We start from the raw sequence: 19,551 nt of genomic DNA, 5'->3' as shown, positions 1-19,551 counted from the left end.
AAAAACGAAAAGTCATGGGTAAAAATTTAATTTTTTCAATAATACTGTTGTTTTCAAGCAACGTATCTATAAATGCTCAAAACTATGTAGTAAATACAGGAAGCGCATCTTTTAAAGCAAAAATGCCACTTAATTCCTATATCGGTAAATCTGATGATTTACAGGGCACCATAGATTTTAAGGATGGGACCATGACCTTTTCGGTACCCGTAAAATCCATAAAGACCGACAATGAAAAACGGGATGGACACATGTATGAGTTGGTAAAAGCGGAAAAAAACCCCAATGTTGTTTTTGACGGAAAGCTTATAGACGATTTTAATTTTGAAGAAAAAGCAACACAAACGCTCAACGTAAAGGGCGATTTTACGCTTGCTGGAGTTACCCGGGAAATAACCATACCTATTGAGTTGAAACTTGTTTCAGAAGGTACAATTCAACTAAAAGCGTCTTGGTCTTTATTGATTACCGATTATAATTTGGAACGTCCGAGCATCATGTTTATAAAAGTTAATGATAAGCACGACTTGACTGTGGATGCGCTGCTTGAAAAAAAATAGTAATAACGTAAAATTATAGTCGCAGAAAGCTAAATAATTAGATTTCGATGAAGTTTTAAAATGATAAAATTAAGTTGATGAACAGTAAGCACATCTTTGTAGTAAGCAGCTATTTCATAGCGATGGCCATTCCATTGCTCATGGTGTATGGGCTGATGCCAACTACTGAAGAAGGCTTTATTGCGCAAATAGGGATGCTAATGGGGTTGTCGGGCATCATGATGGTGTTCTTTCAATTTATCATTTCTGCCAGAATAAAATGGTTGGACCGCTTGTTCGCCTATAACAACTTGATCGATTTTCACAGAAGGATGGGGGTTTGGGCATTTATATTTATTGTGGTTCATTTTATGGTACTCACCCTATCGGAGCAATCCTTTGATATGCTTTTGGGATATGACGAACCTTGGTACATCAATCTGGGCAAAATTACGTTCTTAATACTTTTGGTGCAGGTTTTGGTAAGTATCGGCCACAAAAAAATAAGTGTTGGCTATGAGCGTTGGCGCACGATGCACAACGTTTTTGCCATCAGCATTCTCATCCTGATGTTTGTGCACAGTTTTTATGCAGGGAACGATTTGGAGTTGCTGCCCTTACAGGTATTATGGTTTATTCTCCCACCTGCTGCCATTACCTTTTTTATATGGCAACGGTTTTTTTTGTTCACCTTCGCGCCCAAATACAAAGTGCTGAATGTTGTAAAAAAGGCCAACGATACGTATAGCATTCAATTTGCACCTATACATGGTAACGAACCCTTCGCACATAACCCAGGGCAGTTCCACTTTATCAAATTTACGGATTGTAAGCATTTAAAGCCTGAAGAACATCCATTTACCATATCATCAAGCCCTACACAAAAGTCGCATTTGGCATCCACGATCAAAGCCTCGGGAGATTTTACCAGCCAGATCCATCAGATCCAAGAGGGTGATAGGGTTAAAATCATAGGCCCCTTCGGAAAGATGTCCCATGTAGAAAAATCATATTCGGGAGCCCTAGTATTTATTGCAGGCGGTATTGGTATAACACCATTTGCAAGTATGTTGCAGTATATGGCAGACAAGGATGATCAGCGGGAAGTAATGCTATTCTATTTTAATGCTACCGAATCGGATATTGCCTTTAGGGAAGAGTTAAACCATATTTCAGAAAACACATCCCTTAAATTGAAAGTAGTGCATATACTCAGCAGGCAAGATAATTGGGAAGGTGAAAAAGGACGGTTCGATACCGAATTATTGAAAAAATATTGTTCAGGCACGCTTTCGGAGAATGATTATTATGTATGTGGCCCTCCGCTTATGATCAACGCAGTAATCAAGGATTTAAGAAAATTGCAAGTTCCCCTAACCAAAATACACAGTGAAATGTTTGGGTTTGCGGCATCCGGCTCACCTGCTACCCATCATAAAAAACAGGCCCAATTGGTTTCCAGGCTTATTGTTTTGGCTTTAATGGTGTTGGTCATTTTATTGGCAGGCCTTCGGTCCGATTGGAAATTATTTGGGAACGACGCACAGAAAAATATGCACAGTGTTTCGAGAAGCTTCAGTTTGGGTCAAGAACTGGGCTTAATAAAGATGGGATTACAAATCGAAAAAAAATAAATTATTGTTGAACTAAAAAAATAAATTATGAGAACATTGAAAACAATGGTAGCCTGCCTTTTAATAGGGGCTACCACAGTTAGTTGCTCGGTCAGTTCTTCGGCCATCGTTACCGATTTTGACCAAGAGGCACAGTTTGGAACCTACAAAACCTTTTACTGGTCCGATGATTTTCAAATGGACAGCGGAAGGGAAGAAGAGCCTCTTTTCTTCAATACCCTTATCAAAAAAAGATTGAAAGCGGCCATTCGCCCACAAATGGAAAGTAGGGGCTATGTGATGGATGCGAACCATCCAGATTTGTTGGTAGATTCACGTATCGTGGTCCAGACAAGAAACATAAGCAGCGGTAACAGCTACCCTTATTTTCCTGGTTATGGTCACGGTTACGGCCATTTTGGATCTTACGGTTATGGGTATTACGGTGGGTATCAATCCTCTGAAGAACACAAGGAAGGCGGCGTGGTGATCGAACTTATCGATGTGGCAAAGCGGCAACTCATTTGGCAAGGGTTTGCACCAGATGTGCTCCATGCAAATACAACGGATAAACAAAAGGAAATTAGGGAGGCGGTCGCAAAGATATTTGCAAAATACCAACACGGTAATACCGTGAAAAATTAATTTCAAGAAAATTGAAGAAGCAAGGTTTGGTTAAAAAAACTTGATTTTGGGAGATGGATTATTTTGTTGATCGATTATTAGCGCTCTATCTCCCATTTTCAAGTATTAGTTTAAATTGACGATTACTGCTGCATTGGCACTACTTATTTTTACTGAAAGAACATCAATAGTGAAAGAAACTATAAAAGACATATCAAAAGGCAATGGATTTTACGGACAGCTCTTCAAAAAAGTAGTGTTTACCGCAGCGGTGGTAATTGCCATATCATTGAGCTATGCGCTTTGGGCACGGGCAGATTACAATGGAGTATGGCCACCCACTTTAATTTTGGGTGCGGCATTGATCAAGACCATTTTTATTGTCAGGCTTACCTTCACTCAATTAACAAAAATAATAGGTGAAAGCCATCAGCTTATCCACGTCCTCACGGTATTTGGAGTGTTGATTATTTTGATTGTGCTTTCATTCACGGCTGATTATCAAGCTTTGTATATTTTGAACCCTGAAAATTTCAAATCGAGTACAGTGCTAAATGATTCATTTTTGATACAGTTTTTTGAATTTATCTATTTCAGTTTGATAACTTTTTCTTCTGTTGGCTATGGCGATATTGTACCGATTTCCATTTGGGGAAAAATATTGGTGATGATGGAAATTTTCTTGAGCTTTTTGGTCCTTGTCTTTGGTATTGCCAACATAAATAGAATACACGTTGATGATGAATAAACCTAATAAAAATTAACCCTTTTAAAACTAAGATTATGAAAAAACTTAAAACAATGGCACTCGCTACAATCCTCTTTGCAACTTTCAGTTTCACCAAGGCACAGGAAACAAAAACACAAACAGATACGGAAGCGGTTATTGCAGTAATGAAGACCTACAAAGATGCCATTCAAAATTTGACGACAGAGGGCACAGCCAATCTTTTTGCCGAAGATTCTGAAATATTTGAATCCGGTGGCGTAGAAGGCACCTATGCACATTACACTGAGCATCACCTCGGTCCGGAATTGGGCGAATTTAAAAGCTTTACCTTTTCTGATTATGAAATCGATGCCAAAGTAGATTCGCCTTATGCTTTTACCACCGAAACCTACATTTATACCATCGTGCTCAACCCTAATGAAAAAGGCGAAACAAGAACGATTCGCAAAAAAGGTGTGGCAACCTCTATCTTAAAGAAGATGGATGGCAAGTGGAAAATCATCAAAACCCATACCTCTTCAAGAAACACAAAATAACAGTACCAATGAGCAATTTCCCCCAAATAATCCATCAATATAAAACCGACACGGAAAGTGTTTACAATACTTGGTTTGTTGACAATGACCAGAGATTGAAGGCATTTAGGACCATCCGTAGAGGTGTTTTACAGGTTATTGAGGATATTAAAAACAAAACCTTCCCGAACGATTTTAAGGAAAGCAGTCTGGAATTTGTGTTGGGTAGCATTGCAGAGCAAAAGCAGGTTTTTGTGGGCGTGTCGCATCCTTTTTATTGGAAGCCGAAATTGCGCATTCCAGATATTTACGAAAATCAGGCCAATAAAATAGCCTTTGGTCAATTTTTGGAAAACTGTATCAATGCCAAAACGGAAGAACAGGTGGTTAGGGAAATCATAAAGTTGGATGCGCTCAAAATAAAAGGCCTTGGTCCAGCGGTGGCAAGTATTTTGTATTTCCTGCACCCAAGGTGGTTTCCGCCATTTAACACGGCCATTCTAAATGGGTTTAATTTCTTGTTCAAGGACAAAAAGAAATTGGGCAGTTGGACGGAGTACCTTAAAATCAGGGAAACCTTGATGGAGACCAATAGTAAACACAAAACCGAACTGTCAAACGATTTGGGCGCCATAGCCGGATTGTGCTTCGAGATTGGCACCCAAAAAATGCTCATTGGTAACGATGAATATTTAAGTGAGGCCGAACGGGTCAAATTTGAGAAAAATATCGTAAAACGGCAAAGGGAAATCCAGGAAGAAAAGCAGGAAGAGAAGTTTCACGACGAAATGCAATACCATTTACTTAAAATCGGGATTTCTTTGGGTTTTGACGTCACACCTGCCAGCAACGATAAAAGTAAATCTTTTGGCGGCCACAGTTTTTCGTTCATTTCAATGCATACATTCCCGGAACTTCCTTGCGATAAGGAAACCCAAACCACCATCAAACTCATCGACGTGCTTTGGTTTGAAAAGGGCACCAATAATATTGTTGGCGCTTTTGAAGTTGAAAAAAGCACCAGTATTTATTCAGGAATTTTAAGGCTGTCAGATCTGTATTTCAGCATTTCAGATGGCGATGAGGTTTTTTATATCATCATTCCCAACCATCGTGAAAAAGAGGTTGTACATCAATTGAACCGCCCGGTAATCAAAAATTCCAAAATGCATATAAAATATATTTTGTTTTCTGAATTAAGGGCCCATTGCGATGCGATCTGTAAATTTGGAACCGACCTTTCCATTATGGAAAAAATAGCAAAATCAGTTTGATTTGATATGTGGAAGTGCGGATTATGGCTATAATTATTTCATAAAAAAACAATTAAAAATGGTAAACAGGCATACAGCTCTTAAAATTAGAAAGACACACCGTTATTTGGGCCTCTTTTTGGGGATTCAATTCCTGTTTTGGACCATTAGCGGAATGTATTTTAGTTGGACGGACATAGACGACATTCACGGCGACCAATTCCGCAATTTGGATTATGTGCCAAAAACCTTTGACAATCTAATAAGCCCTTCCCAAATAAATAATCTTGAAGGCATTAGAAGTATCGAAATTAGGGACATCAACAACGCACCTTATTACTGGATAAACAAGCAACAATTGTACAGTGCAAAAACTGGGGAAGCAAAAAAAGATATTTCGGAAGAAGAGGCCTTGAATGTTGCCAAAAACTATATGAAAGAAGGTCTAAAAGTGGCAAACATCGAAAAAATAACCGAAGTGGACGACTATCACGAATATCGGGAAAAGCTATTGCCTGCCTATGTTATTTCGTATGATACCGATGAAGCACTAAAGGCTTATGTTTCGGTAACAGACGGAAAATTCCAGACCGTAAGGCATCGAGCGTGGCGTTGGTTCGACTTTTTATGGATGACCCACACAATGGATTATGACACGCGGGACAACTTTAATACCATTGTGTTGAGGGCGTTTTCGCTGTTGGGATTGATTACAGTTTTAAGCGGCTTTTTGCTTTGGTACACTTCTTCACCAAGCATTAGGAAAATTATAAAATTGAAAAAAAGTGAGTGAAAATAGAAGAAATAGAAAAAGTCAAGATGAGTTCAATAATAATCATTGCCATATTGGCAACGCTTACGGCATATTATTTTTCCCTTTCCAAAGTAGGGTTAAAATTATTTTAAAGAAATGAGTACTATAATCTACATAAAAAATATGGTCTGCCCAAGATGTATCTCGGCAGTATCCAATATTTTGGAACAACTTGAAATACCCTATGTTTCTATCAACTTGGGAGAGGTTAAATTAGTTTCAGCATTAAATGCAAACACCAAAAATGGTCTTTCCAAAGCACTCCAAAATTCAGGATTTAGTTTGATTGACGACCGAAAAAGTCAGCTTATTGAACAAATGAAAACATTGGTGGTAAATAAAATCCATCATACTTCAAAAGAATTGGATATTAAATGGGCAGATTATATAGGGGACAATATTCATCTTGATTATAAATATTTAAGTTCCCTATTCTCATCCGTGGAAAGTATCACGTTTGAGCAATACATCATCAACCAAAAAATTGAACGCATAAAAGAACTCATCGTTTACGACGAATTAACCTTGAGTGAGATTGCTTTTAAACTCAATTATAGTAGCGTCGCCTATTTAAGCAATCAGTTTAAAAAGGTAACAGGGATGACACCTTCGGAATTTAAAAAAAGCACGAACAAAAACAGAAAATCTTTGGATGGGGTTTAAAAATTTATTGGGAAAAACCAGATTCATTATAAGTGATGCTTTTTGGTATTATTGGTGTCAATTTTATTTTAGTACATGACAAAAAATTATATTAACATTTATTAAACTCTATTAAGCCTACTGAAATCAAGACCTGTCAGGTTTTTAAAACCTGACAGGTCTGGAACACATGAGATTATTAAACTGCTGACAATTAGTTATATAACATTTATTTTTCAATTTTTGTCATGTACTTATATATTTTTTGTAAAAAAATATTCAACTAAAAAAAATATTATGAAACATCCATAACGAATCCCGATAACTATCGGGACGATACCTAAGGACAGTGATTAATAGGGAACAGTCCCGATAAGCTATCGGAATGACAATTAAAAAACAATAAACATAAACACATGAAAACAAAACTATTTACTTTAACAATCGTTTTAATGACATTTTACAAGGTTACGGCCCAAAAAATTTATAAAACGGAGGAAGGCCATATTTTGATGATGACCTTGGTAAACAATGAATCCGTCAAGGCAGAAAGCCATAAATTGGCCCTATATCTTGATTATGGTTCCAAAATAATAAATGGTGTCCTTGATCTGACTACCATATCAACGGATGTTTCTGAAATCAACACGATTCTACAAAATCAGGAAACCCCTTTAATGCTTCGTTTTACAGGCACCATCCCTTCGCATGATTTTTTGTCAAAACGGCACGACCCTATCAATTTCAATTGGCCGGTAACCGTTACCTATAAAGGGAAGTACTATAAGTCACAATTTAATGCCACCATTACACATCTTGAGCATGGAATAGCGATGTCATGCTTGATAAGCGCAAAAGGACAGGTTTTAGTGTCAGATACAGGTTTGGATTCCCTCATAGAAGGCATAGATAAGACCATAGAAGTACAATTTACCCAGTTGGTGTTAAAATTGCAATAGCTATTTATTGGTCTCAAAAAACAGTTGAACTGTGTCCTTTGGTCTATAGGGGTCTATTGTTCATACAGAACAGTGCCTTGTCCACCAATTCGAGAAAATAAAAGTGGTTGTTGATACCTAAACACTGGGCAAACGCTTTTAGGAGCTTAATAATCTTTGCGATGCAGGTAGCCATCGGGACGTGCATTACTTTTTGTGCCTTCCGGCAGGCAGGTGTGTTACAGCTATTGCACATAGATGCATAAAGCAAAAACATATTAAACAAAGGAGTTTATTATGGGTCATATAACAGCATTTTTTAAAGGCGTTTGCACTGACCTAAATTTTTTTTGCACACCAATTGCATCCAATAATTTGTATATTAGCGGAACTTTATGAAAATAATCGCAGTCCTATTAGCAGTTCTTACCATTACATTATCCGCACTACCTTGCGAAGATGACGCGGCTGCCGGTTTGGATAATCCAACCACTGTAACAGATAATTCCCATAGCGAAAACCACAATGCTTTTGATGCCTGTACCCCTTTTTGTTCCTGTGTTTGCTGTGCAAATGTTGTAGTTAAACCATTGTTACAAACGTCTCTTTCTTATTCTGAAATTACTTCCAAGGAAGCAACTACCTACTATATTTCATCTTTTCCTAACGGGAACCTACCCCGTATTTTCCAACCCCCAAAAGTTTAATGAATACCTGCGAAGGCAGGTATCTTATAAATTTTAGCTACTTACAGAATAGTTTGGTAGTTACAGCCGATTTATAAATTCATTAATACTTTTCTATGCTCAATACTATTATTAGGTATTCCATAACCCATAAACTGGTTATTGGTTTACTCACTCTAGCCTTGATTATCACAGGTGTATATTCGCTACAGCAGCTTCCCGTGGATGCGGTGCCGGATATTACCAACAACCAAGTACAGATCATTACGACCTCGCCTACACTTGCTGCCCAAGAGGTGGAACGTTTGATCACGTTCCCCATTGAGCTCACAATGGCAACCATTCCCCAAATTGATGAAATCCGTTCTTTTTCACGTTTTGGATTATCGGTAGTTACCATTGTTTTTGAAGAAAATGTTGATGTGTATTGGGCACGGCAACAAGTAAATGAGCGTCTTGCAGATGCCCAGGCCCAAATTCCCGAAGGCATTGGCAAACCAGGTATTGCACCATTAACTACAGGACTCGGCGAAATCTACCAATATGTCATCACTACAAAGCCAGGTTTTGAAGATAAGTACACGGCAACAGAATTAAAAACAATTCAGGATTGGGTCATTAAGCGCCAACTTCTGGGAACCAAAGGCGTTGCAGATGTTAGTAGTTTTGGCGGTTATCTAAAACAATACGAAATAGCTGTCCGCCCAGAACGCTTGAACGGAATGGGTGTTTCCATTTCCGACCTTTTCAACGCCCTTGAAAACAATAACCAAAACACCGGTGGGGCTTATATAGAAAAAAACGATAAGGCACTATTCATTCGAAGTGAAGGTCTTGTTGGTTCAATAGAGGATATTGAAAATATACTTGTAAAACAGACCGAAAGTGGAAACCCCATTTTAATAAGTGATGTTGCCACCGTACAAACAGGAAAGGCGATTCGCTATGGCGCAACCACGCGCAACGGCGAAGGCGAAGTGGTAAGTGCGATTGTAATGATGTTGAAAGGTGCCAACTCTGCCCAAGTAATTGCAGATGTTAAAGATAGAATTGAAACCATAAAAAAAACCCTGCCCGAGGGTGTGGTTATTGAACCATTCCTGGATAGGACGAAGCTGGTGAACAACGCCATCGGTACGGTTACCACCAATCTTGTGGAAGGTGCGCTCATCGTTATTTTTATATTGCTCTTATTGTTGGGCAACTGGCGTGCAGGTCTGATTACGGCTTCCGTTATTCCGTTGGCATTGCTGTTTGCGTTCAGTATGATGCATTTGTTTGGCGTTTCTGCAAATTTGATGAGCTTGGGTGCTATCGATTTTGGTTTGATTGTGGATGGCGCGGTTATTATTGTGGAAGCGACCCTTTTTCATTTGGGCGCTTTAAAACTTTCCCGAAAATTAACGCAGGCCGAAATGGATGAAGAAGTGTATCAGTCTGCCAGTAAAATCAGAAACTCAGCGGCATTCGGAGAAATCATCATCCTTATTGTATATCTGCCAATTTTAGCTTTAGTAGGAACGGAAGGCAAAATGTTCGGACCGATGGCGCAGACGGTAAGTTTCGCTATTTTGGGTGCTTTCCTATTGTCATTGACTTACATCCCGATGATGTCTGCACTCGCATTGAGCAAAAAAACGGAGCATAAGCGGAATATTTCCGATAAAATTATGGACTTCTTTTACCGTATGTACGAGCCTATCATTCATTGGGCAATGCGGACGAGAATTTTGGTGGTGGGAATTACCATTGCACTTTTCGTTATCGCTTTTATGGTGTTCCAAAGTTTGGGTGGCGAATTTATCCCAACGCTGGAAGAAGGCGATTTTGCGGTGGAAACACGAGTGATTACAGGAAGCTCGCTTTCAAACACCATAAAAGCAACCACCAAGGCTGAAAAAATAATATTGGACAATTTTCCAGAGGTTTTGCAGGTGGTTTCCAAAATTGGTTCGGGCGAAATCCCCACAGACCCAATGCCTATTGAAGCTGGCGATTTGATGATTATTTTAAAGGATAAATCGGAATGGGTTACGGCATCAAACAGGGAAGATTTGGCCAATAAAATGGCCGAAGCCCTTGAAGTCATTCCTGGCGTTACCTTCGGTTTTCAACAGCCCATCCAAATGCGATTTAATGAATTGATGACGGGCGTGCGCCAAGATGTTGCCATTAAAATTTATGGCGAAGATTTAGACCAACTTTCCACCTACGCGAACCAAATTGGAAAATTAGCAGGAACTGTTGAAGGTGCGGTCGATGTTTATATCGAGGAAGTTACAGGCGTTCCACAAATTGTCATCAACTACAATCGTGGGCAACTTGCAAAATATGGATTGGATATTAAATCGGTAAACAACACCATTCAAGCTGCATTCGCCGGAGCTTCAGCAGGGTTGGTCTATGAAGGCGAAAAGCAATTTGATTTGGTAGTGCGTTTGGAAACCAAGAACCGGACAGACCTTCACGATGTGCAGAATCTCTACCTCAATGCTGCCAATGGCCAACAGATTCCCTTGCAACAGGTGGCCACGGTTTCCATAAAAGATGGCCCGTATCAAATTCAGAGGGATGATACACATAGGCGTATTATTGTCGCGTTCAACGTTCGTAATCGCGATGTGGAAAGTGTGGTGGATGAAATTAGCACTAAAATCGATTCGCAAATCAAACTGGCGCCAGGCTATACCATTTTGTATGGCGGACAGTTTGAAAACCTTGTGGAAGCACGGCAGCGCTTGGCCATTGCAGTTCCATTGGCGCTATTGCTCATTTTTATCCTGCTGTATTTCACCTTTGGGTCCATCAAACAGGGAATTTTGATTTTTACCGCCATCCCATTATCGGCCATTGGTGGTGTGTTTGCTCTTTGGCTTCGTGGAATGCCATTCAGTATTTCCGCAGGCGTCGGTTTTATTGCCCTTTTCGGTGTAGCGGTATTAAACGGTATCGTACTGATTGCAGAATTTAACCGACTTAAGAAAGACGGTATTTCAGATATTTTCCAACGCATTTATCAAGGCACAAAAACGCGTTTGCGACCTGTTATTATGACCGCTTCCGTAGCATCTTTAGGGTTTTTGCCAATGGCAATTTCCCAAACTTCGGGCGCAGAAGTACAGCGTCCTTTGGCAACCGTGGTGATTGGTGGTTTGATTACCGCTACCTTTTTGACGCTCGTGGTACTGCCCATTCTCTATTATTATTCAGAAAAAAAATTAAGGATGAAACTTAACAAAACTACTCTTGTTGTGTTGATGGCATTCCTCGGAAGTGTCTATTCTATAAATGCGCAGACAACTTCCCAAGTAAAAGTCTATCAAAATATTGATGAAGTGATTGCAACGGCATTGAAAAACAATCCGAACATCAAAGTTTCACGTTTGCAGACCGAACAGCAGCAGGCACTGAAAGCCGCCAGTTTAGATTTGCCCAAAACCGAATTTGGTCTTGACTATGGGCAAACCAATAGCATCGCAGCTAATGACACACGGTTTAGCGTAAGCCAAAAGTTTGCGTTTCCAACACTTTATGGCAGCCAAAATAAATTGGCAAAAGCCAAAATTGAGGCAAGCGAACTGAACGAAGCCGTTTTGGAAAATGAATTGATTGCCCAAGTAAAATCCACCTATTATGAATTGTGGTACCTCAAGAGCAGAAAAATACTGTTACAAAAGCAGGATAGCATATATGAACGATTTGCCTACGCTGCCAACATACGTTACAAAACAGGCGAAAGCAATGCATTGGAGCAAGCTACCGCCAATGTGGAACTGGCGGATATCCAGATTTTGATTTTGGAAAACGCTTCTGCACTTAAAAACCAGCAATTGCAATTGCAGAATTTGATGAACACCGATAGTTTGGTCGATATCAATGTTGGAAATTTAGAAGCAAAAACGGCGATGTTGCCCCAATTGAAGGATTCCACGGCCATCGCAAATAACCCCACGCTCGCCTTTTACAAAAAGCAAATTGAACTTGCCGAAAATGAAAAATCCGTGGCTGTTTCAAAACTATTGCCCGATATCACCTTGGGGTATTTCAACCAATCCTTTATTGGCACTGGTCAATTCTTGAACGGGATACCGAATAAATATGATTCTGGCGACCGATTTACAAGTGTACAACTGGGTTTGAGCATCCCTATTTGGTTCAAGCCACACACAGCGAAAATAAAGGCTGCCAAAATTCAAAAAATGGAAAATGAGGCACAATTGGAAGCCGTAAAAAATACAACCCAAACACAGTTCGAAACCTTATGGAACGTGCTTCAAACAGAGCAAACAAATCTGGAGTTGTACCGAAACAACGCATTGCCACAAGCGGAATTGTTGTTGAAAAATTCGCAACGTGGCTTTCAGGAAGGCGAAGTTGGCTATATCGAATACATCCAGGGCCTTAATAGGGCATTGACCATTCAAGTGAACTATTTGGATTTTGTAAACCGGTACAATCAAACACTCATTAAAATAGAACAACTCATCGCAAATAATCAATAAAATGAAGAATATATATCTAACAGCAGTTCTAATCGTCACTTTAATGGCAACAGGCTGTAAGGAAAAAGCACAGCCAATGCTTGAAGACGACCACAAGACCGAAGAAAACCAAGTTGAATTGACCGATGCCCAAATGGCACAGACCAACATCGTAATCGGTAAGGTTGAAAAACGGAAAATAGGCCACGAAATAACGGTAAACGGAATGATTAACGTGCCGCCGCAAGGCAACATTTCCGTAACGGTTCCTTACGGCGGATTTTTAAAATATACCGAGATGCTTCCCGGAAGTAGAATAAAAAAAGGTCAGGTAATCGCAAAGGTCGAAAATCCAGAATTTATTGAATTCCAAAGAGCCTATTTGGAGGCCTTGGCAAACAACGATTATTTAAAAGCGGATTTTGAACGCCAACAAACCTTGAATGATGAAAATGTAACATCATCCAAAGTATTCCAAAAAGCGAAAAGTATGTACTTGACCAATCAGGCAACTATTAAGTCGCTTGAAAGTAAACTTCGGTTGATTGGCATCAATCCTTCAACTGTAAAAAATGGGACTATTTCCACAATCGTTAATGTGTATTCGCCCATAAACGGCGTGGTTCGGGAAGTTTACATAAATACAGGGAAATATTTCAACCCACAGGATGTACTAATGGATATTACCGATGCCACCGATTTGCACGTAGAACTTAAAGTATATGAAGATGATATTCCCTTGATTCGAGATGGACAGCGCATCCGATTTAGATTGGCAAATGCACCTGATAAATGGATGGAGGCCGAAGTGTTCCTCATTGCCAATAATGTTCGTGACGATAGGTCTATCACGATTCACGGCCATTTAAAGGAAAAAAATGAAGCGTTGTTGCCAGGAATGTTCGTCAACGCCGCCATAGAGGTGGAAGCGCAAGAAGAGTACGCCATTCCAGAGGAAGCCATTGTACGGTTTGAAGCAAAACAGTACATTTTTAAATCCCTCGGAAAACGGAAAGAAGGCGAAAACACAATGAACGATTTTGAAATGCTCGAAATCACAAAAGGAAACGAGGAAGAAGGCTTTATTGCTTTCGATTTTGTCGATGAAACACAGGATATTGCTACGATGGAAGTTGTTTTAAAAGATGCTTTCACACTTTTGGCAAAAGCAAAAAACAGCGAAGACGAAGGCGGAGGTCACGGACATTAATTATATAAGATGAACGAAATTGAACAATTTTTGGAAGAAAAAAAGGTAAGACCAACCGCAATGCGGATCCTCATCTACAAATATATGGTGCAAAAAGAAATTTCAGTAGCCCTGACCGATATTGAGAATTCATTCACAAAAGCAGAAAGAACAACCCTTTACCGAACTTTAAAAACATTTGAAGAAAACGGAATCGTGCATCAAATAGATGATGGCACAGGAATTACAAAATACGCCTTATGCGAAAAAGGATGCAATTGTGAAATTGAACAGGATTTACACCTGCATTTTCATTGTAACAATTGCAATGAAACGGTTTGTTTGACACAACATAAAATTCCGCATATCAATTTACCCGAAGGCTATTTGGCTGAAGATGTAAACCTTGTAATTAAAGGTGTTTGCGAAAAATGTAGCGGCCAATAAATGCACTTCCATTGCATCGAATATAGTTGGAAATTGCACCTATGAAAAAAGAAAATAAAAAGCTTAGTGAATTAGGTGCTGAGGAAGGCTGTTGCAGTCATAATCATAATAAAAATAACGAAAACACAAGCTCAAATTTTAAAATTTATCTTCCTGCAATCATAAGTTTTGCAATGCTGATTGCAGGAATTGGTTTTGATTATTTTGATACTTGGACATCGCTCAGCACAGGCACATCATTTTTTAAGGATTGGATTAGGCTGGCCTGGTTTATTATTGCATATATTCCCGTAGGATTTCCGGTAATGAAGGAAGGCTGGAAAAGTATTTTAAAAGGCGACTTTTTTACAGAATTCTTGTTAATGACCATCGCTACAATTGGTGCTTTTGCGATTGGTCATTATGAAGAAGGCGTCGCCGTAATGCTATTTTATGCAGTAGGCGAACTGTTTCAAAATTCAGCAGTTAAAAAAGCGAAAGGAAACATCAAGGCCTTACTCGATGTTAGGCCGAATGAAGCTTTGGTTTACAGAAACAATAATTATAGTTCCGTAAATCCCGAAGCTGTTGAAATTGGCGAAAAAGTACAAGTTAGAGTTGGTGAAAAAATCCCTTTGGATGGAATTCTAATTTCTGAAAAAGGCTCATTCAATACCGCAGCATTAACGGGCGAAAGCAAGCCTAATACCATTTCAAAAGGCGAAAAGGTTTTTGCTGGAAGCATCAATTTAGATGGTGTGATTGAAATTGAAACGACCAAAGAATTTAAGGATAGTTCTATTGCAAGAATTCTTGATATGGTGCAAAACGCCACCGCACGTAAATCAAAGACCGAATTGTTCATTCGGAAATTTGCAAGAATCTATACGCCAATTGTGGTGTTTTCAGCAATTGCTTTGACATTTTTACCCTACTTTTTTGTGGACGACTATATTTTTAGCGATTGGTTATACAGAGCATTGATTTTCTTGGTTATTTCTTGTCCGTGTGCTTTGGTTATCTCTATTCCGTTGGGTTATTTCGGTGGATTGGGAGCAGCTTCAAAAAATGGAATTTTGTTTAAAGGCGCATCTTTTTTAGATGAAATGACAAAGGTAACCACCGTGGTTATGGATAAAACAGGAACCGTAACAAAAGGTGTTTTTAAAATAAAAGAAATTGTTATTGCGAATGACAAAAACCGGTCATTGAGCGAAGCCCAAATGCCTGTATTGAGCGAAGCCGAAATGATGCAGTATTTAATGGCGATGGAAGAACAGTCCACCCATCCCATTGCAAAGGCCATTATGGAATACAAAGCCGATGGCGAAGATTTTCAAGCTTCCGAAGTAACTGAAATTGCCGGAAAAGGTCTAAAAGGAACGGTAAATGGCAAAACCGTATTGGTCGGGAACAAACCATTGATGATTTCAAACAACATCGAAGTTCCATCTGAAACCGACAATATCGTAGAATCTATCGTAATGGTTTCAATCGAAAATAAATTCGCTGGCTATGTAATTATTGCAGACGAATTAAAGGATGATGCGCACGAAGCCATTAAGAAGATAAGGGAATCTGGCATTTCAAAAATCATAATGCTTTCTGGAGACAAGGATTCCATAACCCAACAGATAGCAAAAGAATTGAAAATAGATTGGGCCAAGGGCGGTCTTTTACCGGAAGATAAGCTAAACCAAGTCGAAAAATTAATGTCAGAAAATGACAACAAAGTAGCTTTCATTGGAGATGGCATTAACGATGCGCCCGTCTTGGCGGCAAGTGATGTAGGCATTGCAATGGGTGGTTTAGGTAGCGATGTCGCCATTGAGACCGCAGATGTTATAATACAAACAGACCAACCGAGCAAAATTGCCAAAGCCATTAAAATTGGTCGATCAACCAGACGTATTGTATATCAAAATATTGCGCTTGCTTTTGGAGTAAAAGCTGTGGTACTTGTTTTGGGCGCAGGTGGTCTGGCAACGATGTGGGAGGCAGTTTTTGCAGATGTTGGCGTGGCTTTGTTGGCCATTTTGAATGCGGTTAGGTTGCAGAAAATGACTTGGAGTTAAAACATAATAATATGAGTAGTAAAGCACATTGGGAAAACGTTTTTAAAACAAAATCTTTAGAAGAAGTGAGTTGGTATGAACCTATCCCTAAAACATCATTATCTTTTTTTGAAAAATCCAATATTTCTAAATCGGCAAAAATCATTGATATTGGTGGTGGCGATAGTTATTTGGTAGATAATTTATTGAAGTTGGGATACAAAGATATCACAGTATTGGATATATCTGAAACTGCATTAGATAGAGCCAAAGAACGTTTAAAAAGCCAATCAAAGAAAGTAAAATGGATTGTAGCCGATGTTGCTGATTTTTTACCACCGGAACATTATGATTTTTGGCACGATAGAGCAGCATTTCATTTCTTAACAGAAGAACAAGATATAAATAGTTATATCGAAACTGTTCAAGAGTATCTAAACAAGAACGGTAATTTAGTTGTTGGTGCCTTTTCTGAAAATGGTCCCAAAAAGTGTAGTGGTTTAGCAATAAAACAATATTCAGAAAGGACGATGACCAATCAATTTAAAATATATTTTGAAAAAATTAGGTGCATTAAAATTGACCATAAAACGCCCTTTGATACAAATCAAAATTTCGTGTTTTGCTGGTTTAAAAGAAAATAAAAAGCATTTCCCTTTAATCTGTTAGCAGATGATGATGTCCATTTAATTTTGAAAGTAAAAAAACTTATTTTTTTGTTCTAATAATTTTTTGCTTGTTTATTTCATCCTGCAATTGGCGCCGTACTTTTTGTTCGCGTTCTACGGCAGTTTTACGGTGTTCCTCAAATTCATCTTCAAGTTCGGTAAGCGAACGTTTAGCGTCTTTGGTAACCGTGTTGCTATTTTTAAAACTATAGATAAAGAAAAGTAGCAAAGCAAATAAAACACCTACAATACTCCACATGACGGCACTATAACCACTTTTGCCCATTTGGATACCCAGCAAAGACATGTTGTCTTTTTCACTTTTGGTTTTATCTAAAGTGCTTTGTATATTTGAAACACTTGTTTTTAAATCTGAAATTTCCTGTGCTTGGGCTTTTAGCGTTATTTGTGATTCTGTTACTTCTTTTTTGATGGTCTGTATGGAATCTAAAACGTGTGCTTTTAGTTCGGTTAACCAAAATGTTTTTATAACTCTGTATTCTTGTCCGCGCTCATCTCGCCATCCATTCGATTTTTGAATGGCATATTCAAATTGATTTTCCAAAGGGCCACTGTTCAAAGATAGTTTATCTTTATCATTATCAGCATCTTGTGCAGAATTCGCAAAGGAAATCAGAAAAATCAATAGGGTTGGGAGTTTAAAATAATTCATTTAAATAGGTTTACAGGTTGTTATGGTGTACTAAGTTAAAAAAAATGTTTGTTAAACAGGTAAAAAATATAAAAAAGCCTCACTTTGTGAGGCTAAATTATATACGTTATAAAAAAAGGATTGGATTTTTTGATTTTCGGTTACCTGAAATTATAACGTTCTTTTTCTCCATTGGCATTTATAAGTTCTATCCTTAAAGGTTCGTAAGCCGACTTGTTTTTAATGGCTTCTTGGGCATCATCCACCGAATTTATTTTAGTATCATTGATGGATGTGATGATTGTGCCTTCTTTTACACCATTCTTTTTCCAATAATCGGCATACTTTTCATCCAGCTCCATTATTTTAATGCCATTTGATGCTTTGTATTTTCTTAGATCTTCTTGTTTTGCATTTTTAACCCGACCTACTAGCGGAAGTGTTAAGGTTTCGTTTCTGGACAAAGTTACGGGAAAGGTCTTTATGGAACCTCCTCTGGAAATTTTAACGTTCACCACGTCATTAACACGTTTCGAACCTATATGCCCGGTTAGATCGGCGAACTTAGAAACCTTAATGTTGTCAATTTCTTTTATAATATCACCTTTTTTAATACCCGCTTTTTCGGCACCAGATTCTTCTACCACACCATCCACATAAATACCTTCGGTATCATTAATACCCAATTTATCGGAAAAGGCACTGTTCAATGAGCCGCCAGTAATACCAAGTATGCCGTTTTGCACATTACCAAACTCCATAATATCTTCAATAACCCTTCGTGCAATATTACTGGGTACCGCAAACGAATAACCGATATAGGAGCCCGTTTGGGATGAAATGGCCGTATTGATACCAATAAGTTCTCCCTTTGTATTTACCAAGGCACCACCAGAATTTCCTGGGTTTACAGCGGCATCGGTTTGTATAAACGATTGTGAGCTTGTACCCGATAAATCCCTGGCTTTGGCACTGATAATACCAGCAGTTACGGTAGATGTTAAATTAAACGGATTTCCTACCGCCAATACCCATTCGCCAATCTTCGCTTGGTCAGAATCGGCAAATGTTACATAAGGCAAATCTTCATTGGCATTGATTTTTAAAAGCGCAATGTCCGTTTTTGGATCGGAACCCACAATTTCAGCTTTATAAGTTTTATTGTTGTTTAAAGTAACAGACAACTCATCGGAGTTATTGATAACATGGTTATTTGTAATAATATAGCCATCAGCGTTAATAATGACCCCAGAACCTGTACCCATTAGTGCATGTGGTGTAGTTCTGCCCGAAAATAAATCCTGCAAACTCATTTCTCCAGAACTAATCGACACATTTTTTACATGCACTACGGCATTGACTGCATTTTCGGCAGCAACCGTAAAATCTGGAGATTCGTAGGCATTCATTAAAGCACCAACACTACTGGTTGGTAAAAACGTTGGATTTGGGTTTGAAGTTGTTAGAACAAATTCATTTTTTGGCTCTATAAAAGTTTTGTAAGCACCTAAGGTTAAAGCCCCACCTAATGCCGAAACCAATACTAATGATAAAATCTTCTTCATAATTTTCAATTAAGTTTTATTAAAAATAATTTTTTGAGAGTAAACCTCTAAATTTCAATTAAATATGTTATCTGTGCGATAGCAAAAACCACATAACGATTAAAATTAAATATTTATTGAATCAAGAATTCAACTTTAACGATTTTTAACGTCCACTTTAAC

Annotated in this window: 17 protein-coding genes; 15 read left to right on the top strand and 2 right to left on the bottom strand. The window is 38.6% G+C overall.

Going from position 1 to position 19,551, the window contains the following annotated elements; all coding sequences use genetic code 11:
- The first annotated feature begins 14 nt into the window (after positions 1–14).
- From ACU1LP_RS06980 to ACU1LP_RS06910, 15 genes are all read left to right on the top strand, one after another.
- Complete coding sequence (locus tag ACU1LP_RS06980; RefSeq protein ID WP_445735919.1) at positions 15–560, top strand: YceI family protein; 546 nt, start codon at positions 15–17, stop codon at positions 558–560.
- 77 nt (positions 561–637) lie between these two features.
- The gene (locus tag ACU1LP_RS06975) at positions 638–2,173 is read left to right on the top strand and encodes a ferredoxin reductase family protein (protein ID WP_445734476.1); all 1,536 of its coding nucleotides are present in this window, start codon (positions 638–640) and stop codon (positions 2,171–2,173) included.
- Between the two features lie 27 nt (positions 2,174–2,200).
- Positions 2,201–2,797 (top strand): DUF4136 domain-containing protein, encoded by a 597-nt coding sequence (locus tag ACU1LP_RS06970; protein ID WP_445734475.1) that lies wholly within the window; start codon positions 2,201–2,203, stop codon positions 2,795–2,797.
- Between the two features lie 169 nt (positions 2,798–2,966).
- Positions 2,967–3,524, top strand: coding sequence for a potassium channel family protein (locus ACU1LP_RS06965; RefSeq protein ID WP_445734474.1), 558 nt, complete (start codon positions 2,967–2,969; stop codon positions 3,522–3,524).
- Between the two features lie 35 nt (positions 3,525–3,559).
- A complete protein-coding gene (locus ACU1LP_RS06960; protein WP_445734473.1) occupies positions 3,560–4,042 on the top strand; it encodes a YybH family protein in 483 nt (160 codons plus the stop codon).
- A gap of 8 nt (positions 4,043–4,050) precedes the next feature.
- Positions 4,051–5,295 (top strand): hypothetical protein, encoded by a 1,245-nt coding sequence (locus tag ACU1LP_RS06955; protein WP_445734472.1) that lies wholly within the window; start codon positions 4,051–4,053, stop codon positions 5,293–5,295.
- A 58-nt stretch (positions 5,296–5,353) separates the two neighbouring features.
- On the top strand, positions 5,354–6,067 hold the full coding sequence (locus ACU1LP_RS06950) for a PepSY domain-containing protein (RefSeq protein WP_445731167.1): 714 nt from the start codon (positions 5,354–5,356) through the stop codon (positions 6,065–6,067).
- Between the two features lie 117 nt (positions 6,068–6,184).
- Positions 6,185–6,751, top strand: a complete 567-nt coding sequence (locus ACU1LP_RS06945; RefSeq protein WP_445731166.1) for a helix-turn-helix domain-containing protein — start codon at positions 6,185–6,187, stop codon at positions 6,749–6,751.
- A gap of 395 nt (positions 6,752–7,146) precedes the next feature.
- The gene (locus ACU1LP_RS06940) at positions 7,147–7,689 is read left to right on the top strand and encodes a hypothetical protein (RefSeq protein ID WP_445731165.1); all 543 of its coding nucleotides are present in this window, start codon (positions 7,147–7,149) and stop codon (positions 7,687–7,689) included.
- Between the two features lie 374 nt (positions 7,690–8,063).
- The gene (locus ACU1LP_RS06935; protein WP_445735021.1) at positions 8,064–8,375 is read left to right on the top strand and encodes a DUF6660 family protein; all 312 of its coding nucleotides are present in this window, start codon (positions 8,064–8,066) and stop codon (positions 8,373–8,375) included.
- Positions 8,376–8,470: 95 nt separating this feature from the next.
- Complete coding sequence (locus tag ACU1LP_RS06930) at positions 8,471–12,856, top strand: CusA/CzcA family heavy metal efflux RND transporter (protein ID WP_445735918.1); 4,386 nt, start codon at positions 8,471–8,473, stop codon at positions 12,854–12,856.
- A 1-nt stretch (position 12,857) separates the two neighbouring features.
- Positions 12,858–14,045, top strand: coding sequence for an efflux RND transporter periplasmic adaptor subunit (locus ACU1LP_RS06925; RefSeq protein WP_445734147.1), 1,188 nt, complete (start codon positions 12,858–12,860; stop codon positions 14,043–14,045).
- Between the two features lie 9 nt (positions 14,046–14,054).
- Positions 14,055–14,471, top strand: a complete 417-nt coding sequence (locus ACU1LP_RS06920) for a Fur family transcriptional regulator (RefSeq protein WP_445734148.1) — start codon at positions 14,055–14,057, stop codon at positions 14,469–14,471.
- Positions 14,472–14,512: 41 nt separating this feature from the next.
- On the top strand, positions 14,513–16,525 hold the full coding sequence (locus tag ACU1LP_RS06915) for a heavy metal translocating P-type ATPase (protein ID WP_445734149.1): 2,013 nt from the start codon (positions 14,513–14,515) through the stop codon (positions 16,523–16,525).
- 11 nt (positions 16,526–16,536) lie between these two features.
- Positions 16,537–17,148: a class I SAM-dependent methyltransferase gene (locus ACU1LP_RS06910; protein WP_445734150.1), complete on the top strand. Its 612-nt coding sequence runs from the start codon at positions 16,537–16,539 to the stop codon at positions 17,146–17,148.
- Positions 17,149–17,212: 64 nt separating this feature from the next.
- On the opposite strand, the gene ACU1LP_RS06905 is transcribed toward ACU1LP_RS06910, so the two are convergent.
- Positions 17,213–17,845, bottom strand: coding sequence for a tRNA (guanine-N1)-methyltransferase (locus ACU1LP_RS06905; protein ID WP_445734151.1), 633 nt, complete (start codon positions 17,843–17,845; stop codon positions 17,213–17,215).
- A 140-nt stretch (positions 17,846–17,985) separates the two neighbouring features.
- Positions 17,986–19,389 carry a trypsin-like peptidase domain-containing protein gene (locus ACU1LP_RS06900; RefSeq protein WP_445735917.1) on the bottom strand — a complete coding sequence of 468 codons (1,404 nt, stop codon included), beginning with the start codon at positions 19,387–19,389 and terminating at the stop codon, positions 17,986–17,988.
- Between the last annotated feature and the right edge of the window lie 162 nt (positions 19,390–19,551).

Source organism: Mariniflexile sp. (genome assembly GCF_052728615.1).
This window is presented reverse-complemented; position numbering and strand designations above follow the sequence as displayed.

Excerpts from the sequence above, each read along its gene's own strand:
- ACU1LP_RS06980 (WP_445735919.1), top strand. The coding sequence starts at position 15 with ATGGGTAAAAATTTAATTTTTTCAATAATACTGTTGTTTTCAAGCAAC.
- ACU1LP_RS06975 (WP_445734476.1), top strand. The coding sequence starts at position 638 with ATGAACAGTAAGCACATCTTTGTAGTAAGCAGCTATTTCATAGCGATG.
- ACU1LP_RS06970 (WP_445734475.1), top strand. The coding sequence starts at position 2,201 with ATGAGAACATTGAAAACAATGGTAGCCTGCCTTTTAATAGGGGCTACC.
- ACU1LP_RS06960 (WP_445734473.1), top strand. The coding sequence starts at position 3,560 with ATGAAAAAACTTAAAACAATGGCACTCGCTACAATCCTCTTTGCAACT.
- ACU1LP_RS06955 (WP_445734472.1), top strand. The coding sequence starts at position 4,051 with ATGAGCAATTTCCCCCAAATAATCCATCAATATAAAACCGACACGGAA.
- ACU1LP_RS06950 (WP_445731167.1), top strand. The coding sequence starts at position 5,354 with ATGGTAAACAGGCATACAGCTCTTAAAATTAGAAAGACACACCGTTAT.
- ACU1LP_RS06945 (WP_445731166.1), top strand. The coding sequence starts at position 6,185 with ATGAGTACTATAATCTACATAAAAAATATGGTCTGCCCAAGATGTATC.
- ACU1LP_RS06940 (WP_445731165.1), top strand. The coding sequence starts at position 7,147 with ATGAAAACAAAACTATTTACTTTAACAATCGTTTTAATGACATTTTAC.
- ACU1LP_RS06935 (WP_445735021.1), top strand. The coding sequence starts at position 8,064 with ATGAAAATAATCGCAGTCCTATTAGCAGTTCTTACCATTACATTATCC.
- ACU1LP_RS06930 (WP_445735918.1), top strand. The coding sequence starts at position 8,471 with ATGCTCAATACTATTATTAGGTATTCCATAACCCATAAACTGGTTATT.
- ACU1LP_RS06925 (WP_445734147.1), top strand. The coding sequence starts at position 12,858 with ATGAAGAATATATATCTAACAGCAGTTCTAATCGTCACTTTAATGGCA.
- ACU1LP_RS06920 (WP_445734148.1), top strand. The coding sequence starts at position 14,055 with ATGAACGAAATTGAACAATTTTTGGAAGAAAAAAAGGTAAGACCAACC.
- ACU1LP_RS06915 (WP_445734149.1), top strand. The coding sequence starts at position 14,513 with ATGAAAAAAGAAAATAAAAAGCTTAGTGAATTAGGTGCTGAGGAAGGC.
- ACU1LP_RS06910 (WP_445734150.1), top strand. The coding sequence starts at position 16,537 with ATGAGTAGTAAAGCACATTGGGAAAACGTTTTTAAAACAAAATCTTTA.
- ACU1LP_RS06905 (WP_445734151.1), bottom strand. The coding sequence starts at position 17,845 with ATGAATTATTTTAAACTCCCAACCCTATTGATTTTTCTGATTTCCTTT.
- ACU1LP_RS06900 (WP_445735917.1), bottom strand. The coding sequence starts at position 19,389 with ATGAAGAAGATTTTATCATTAGTATTGGTTTCGGCATTAGGTGGGGCT.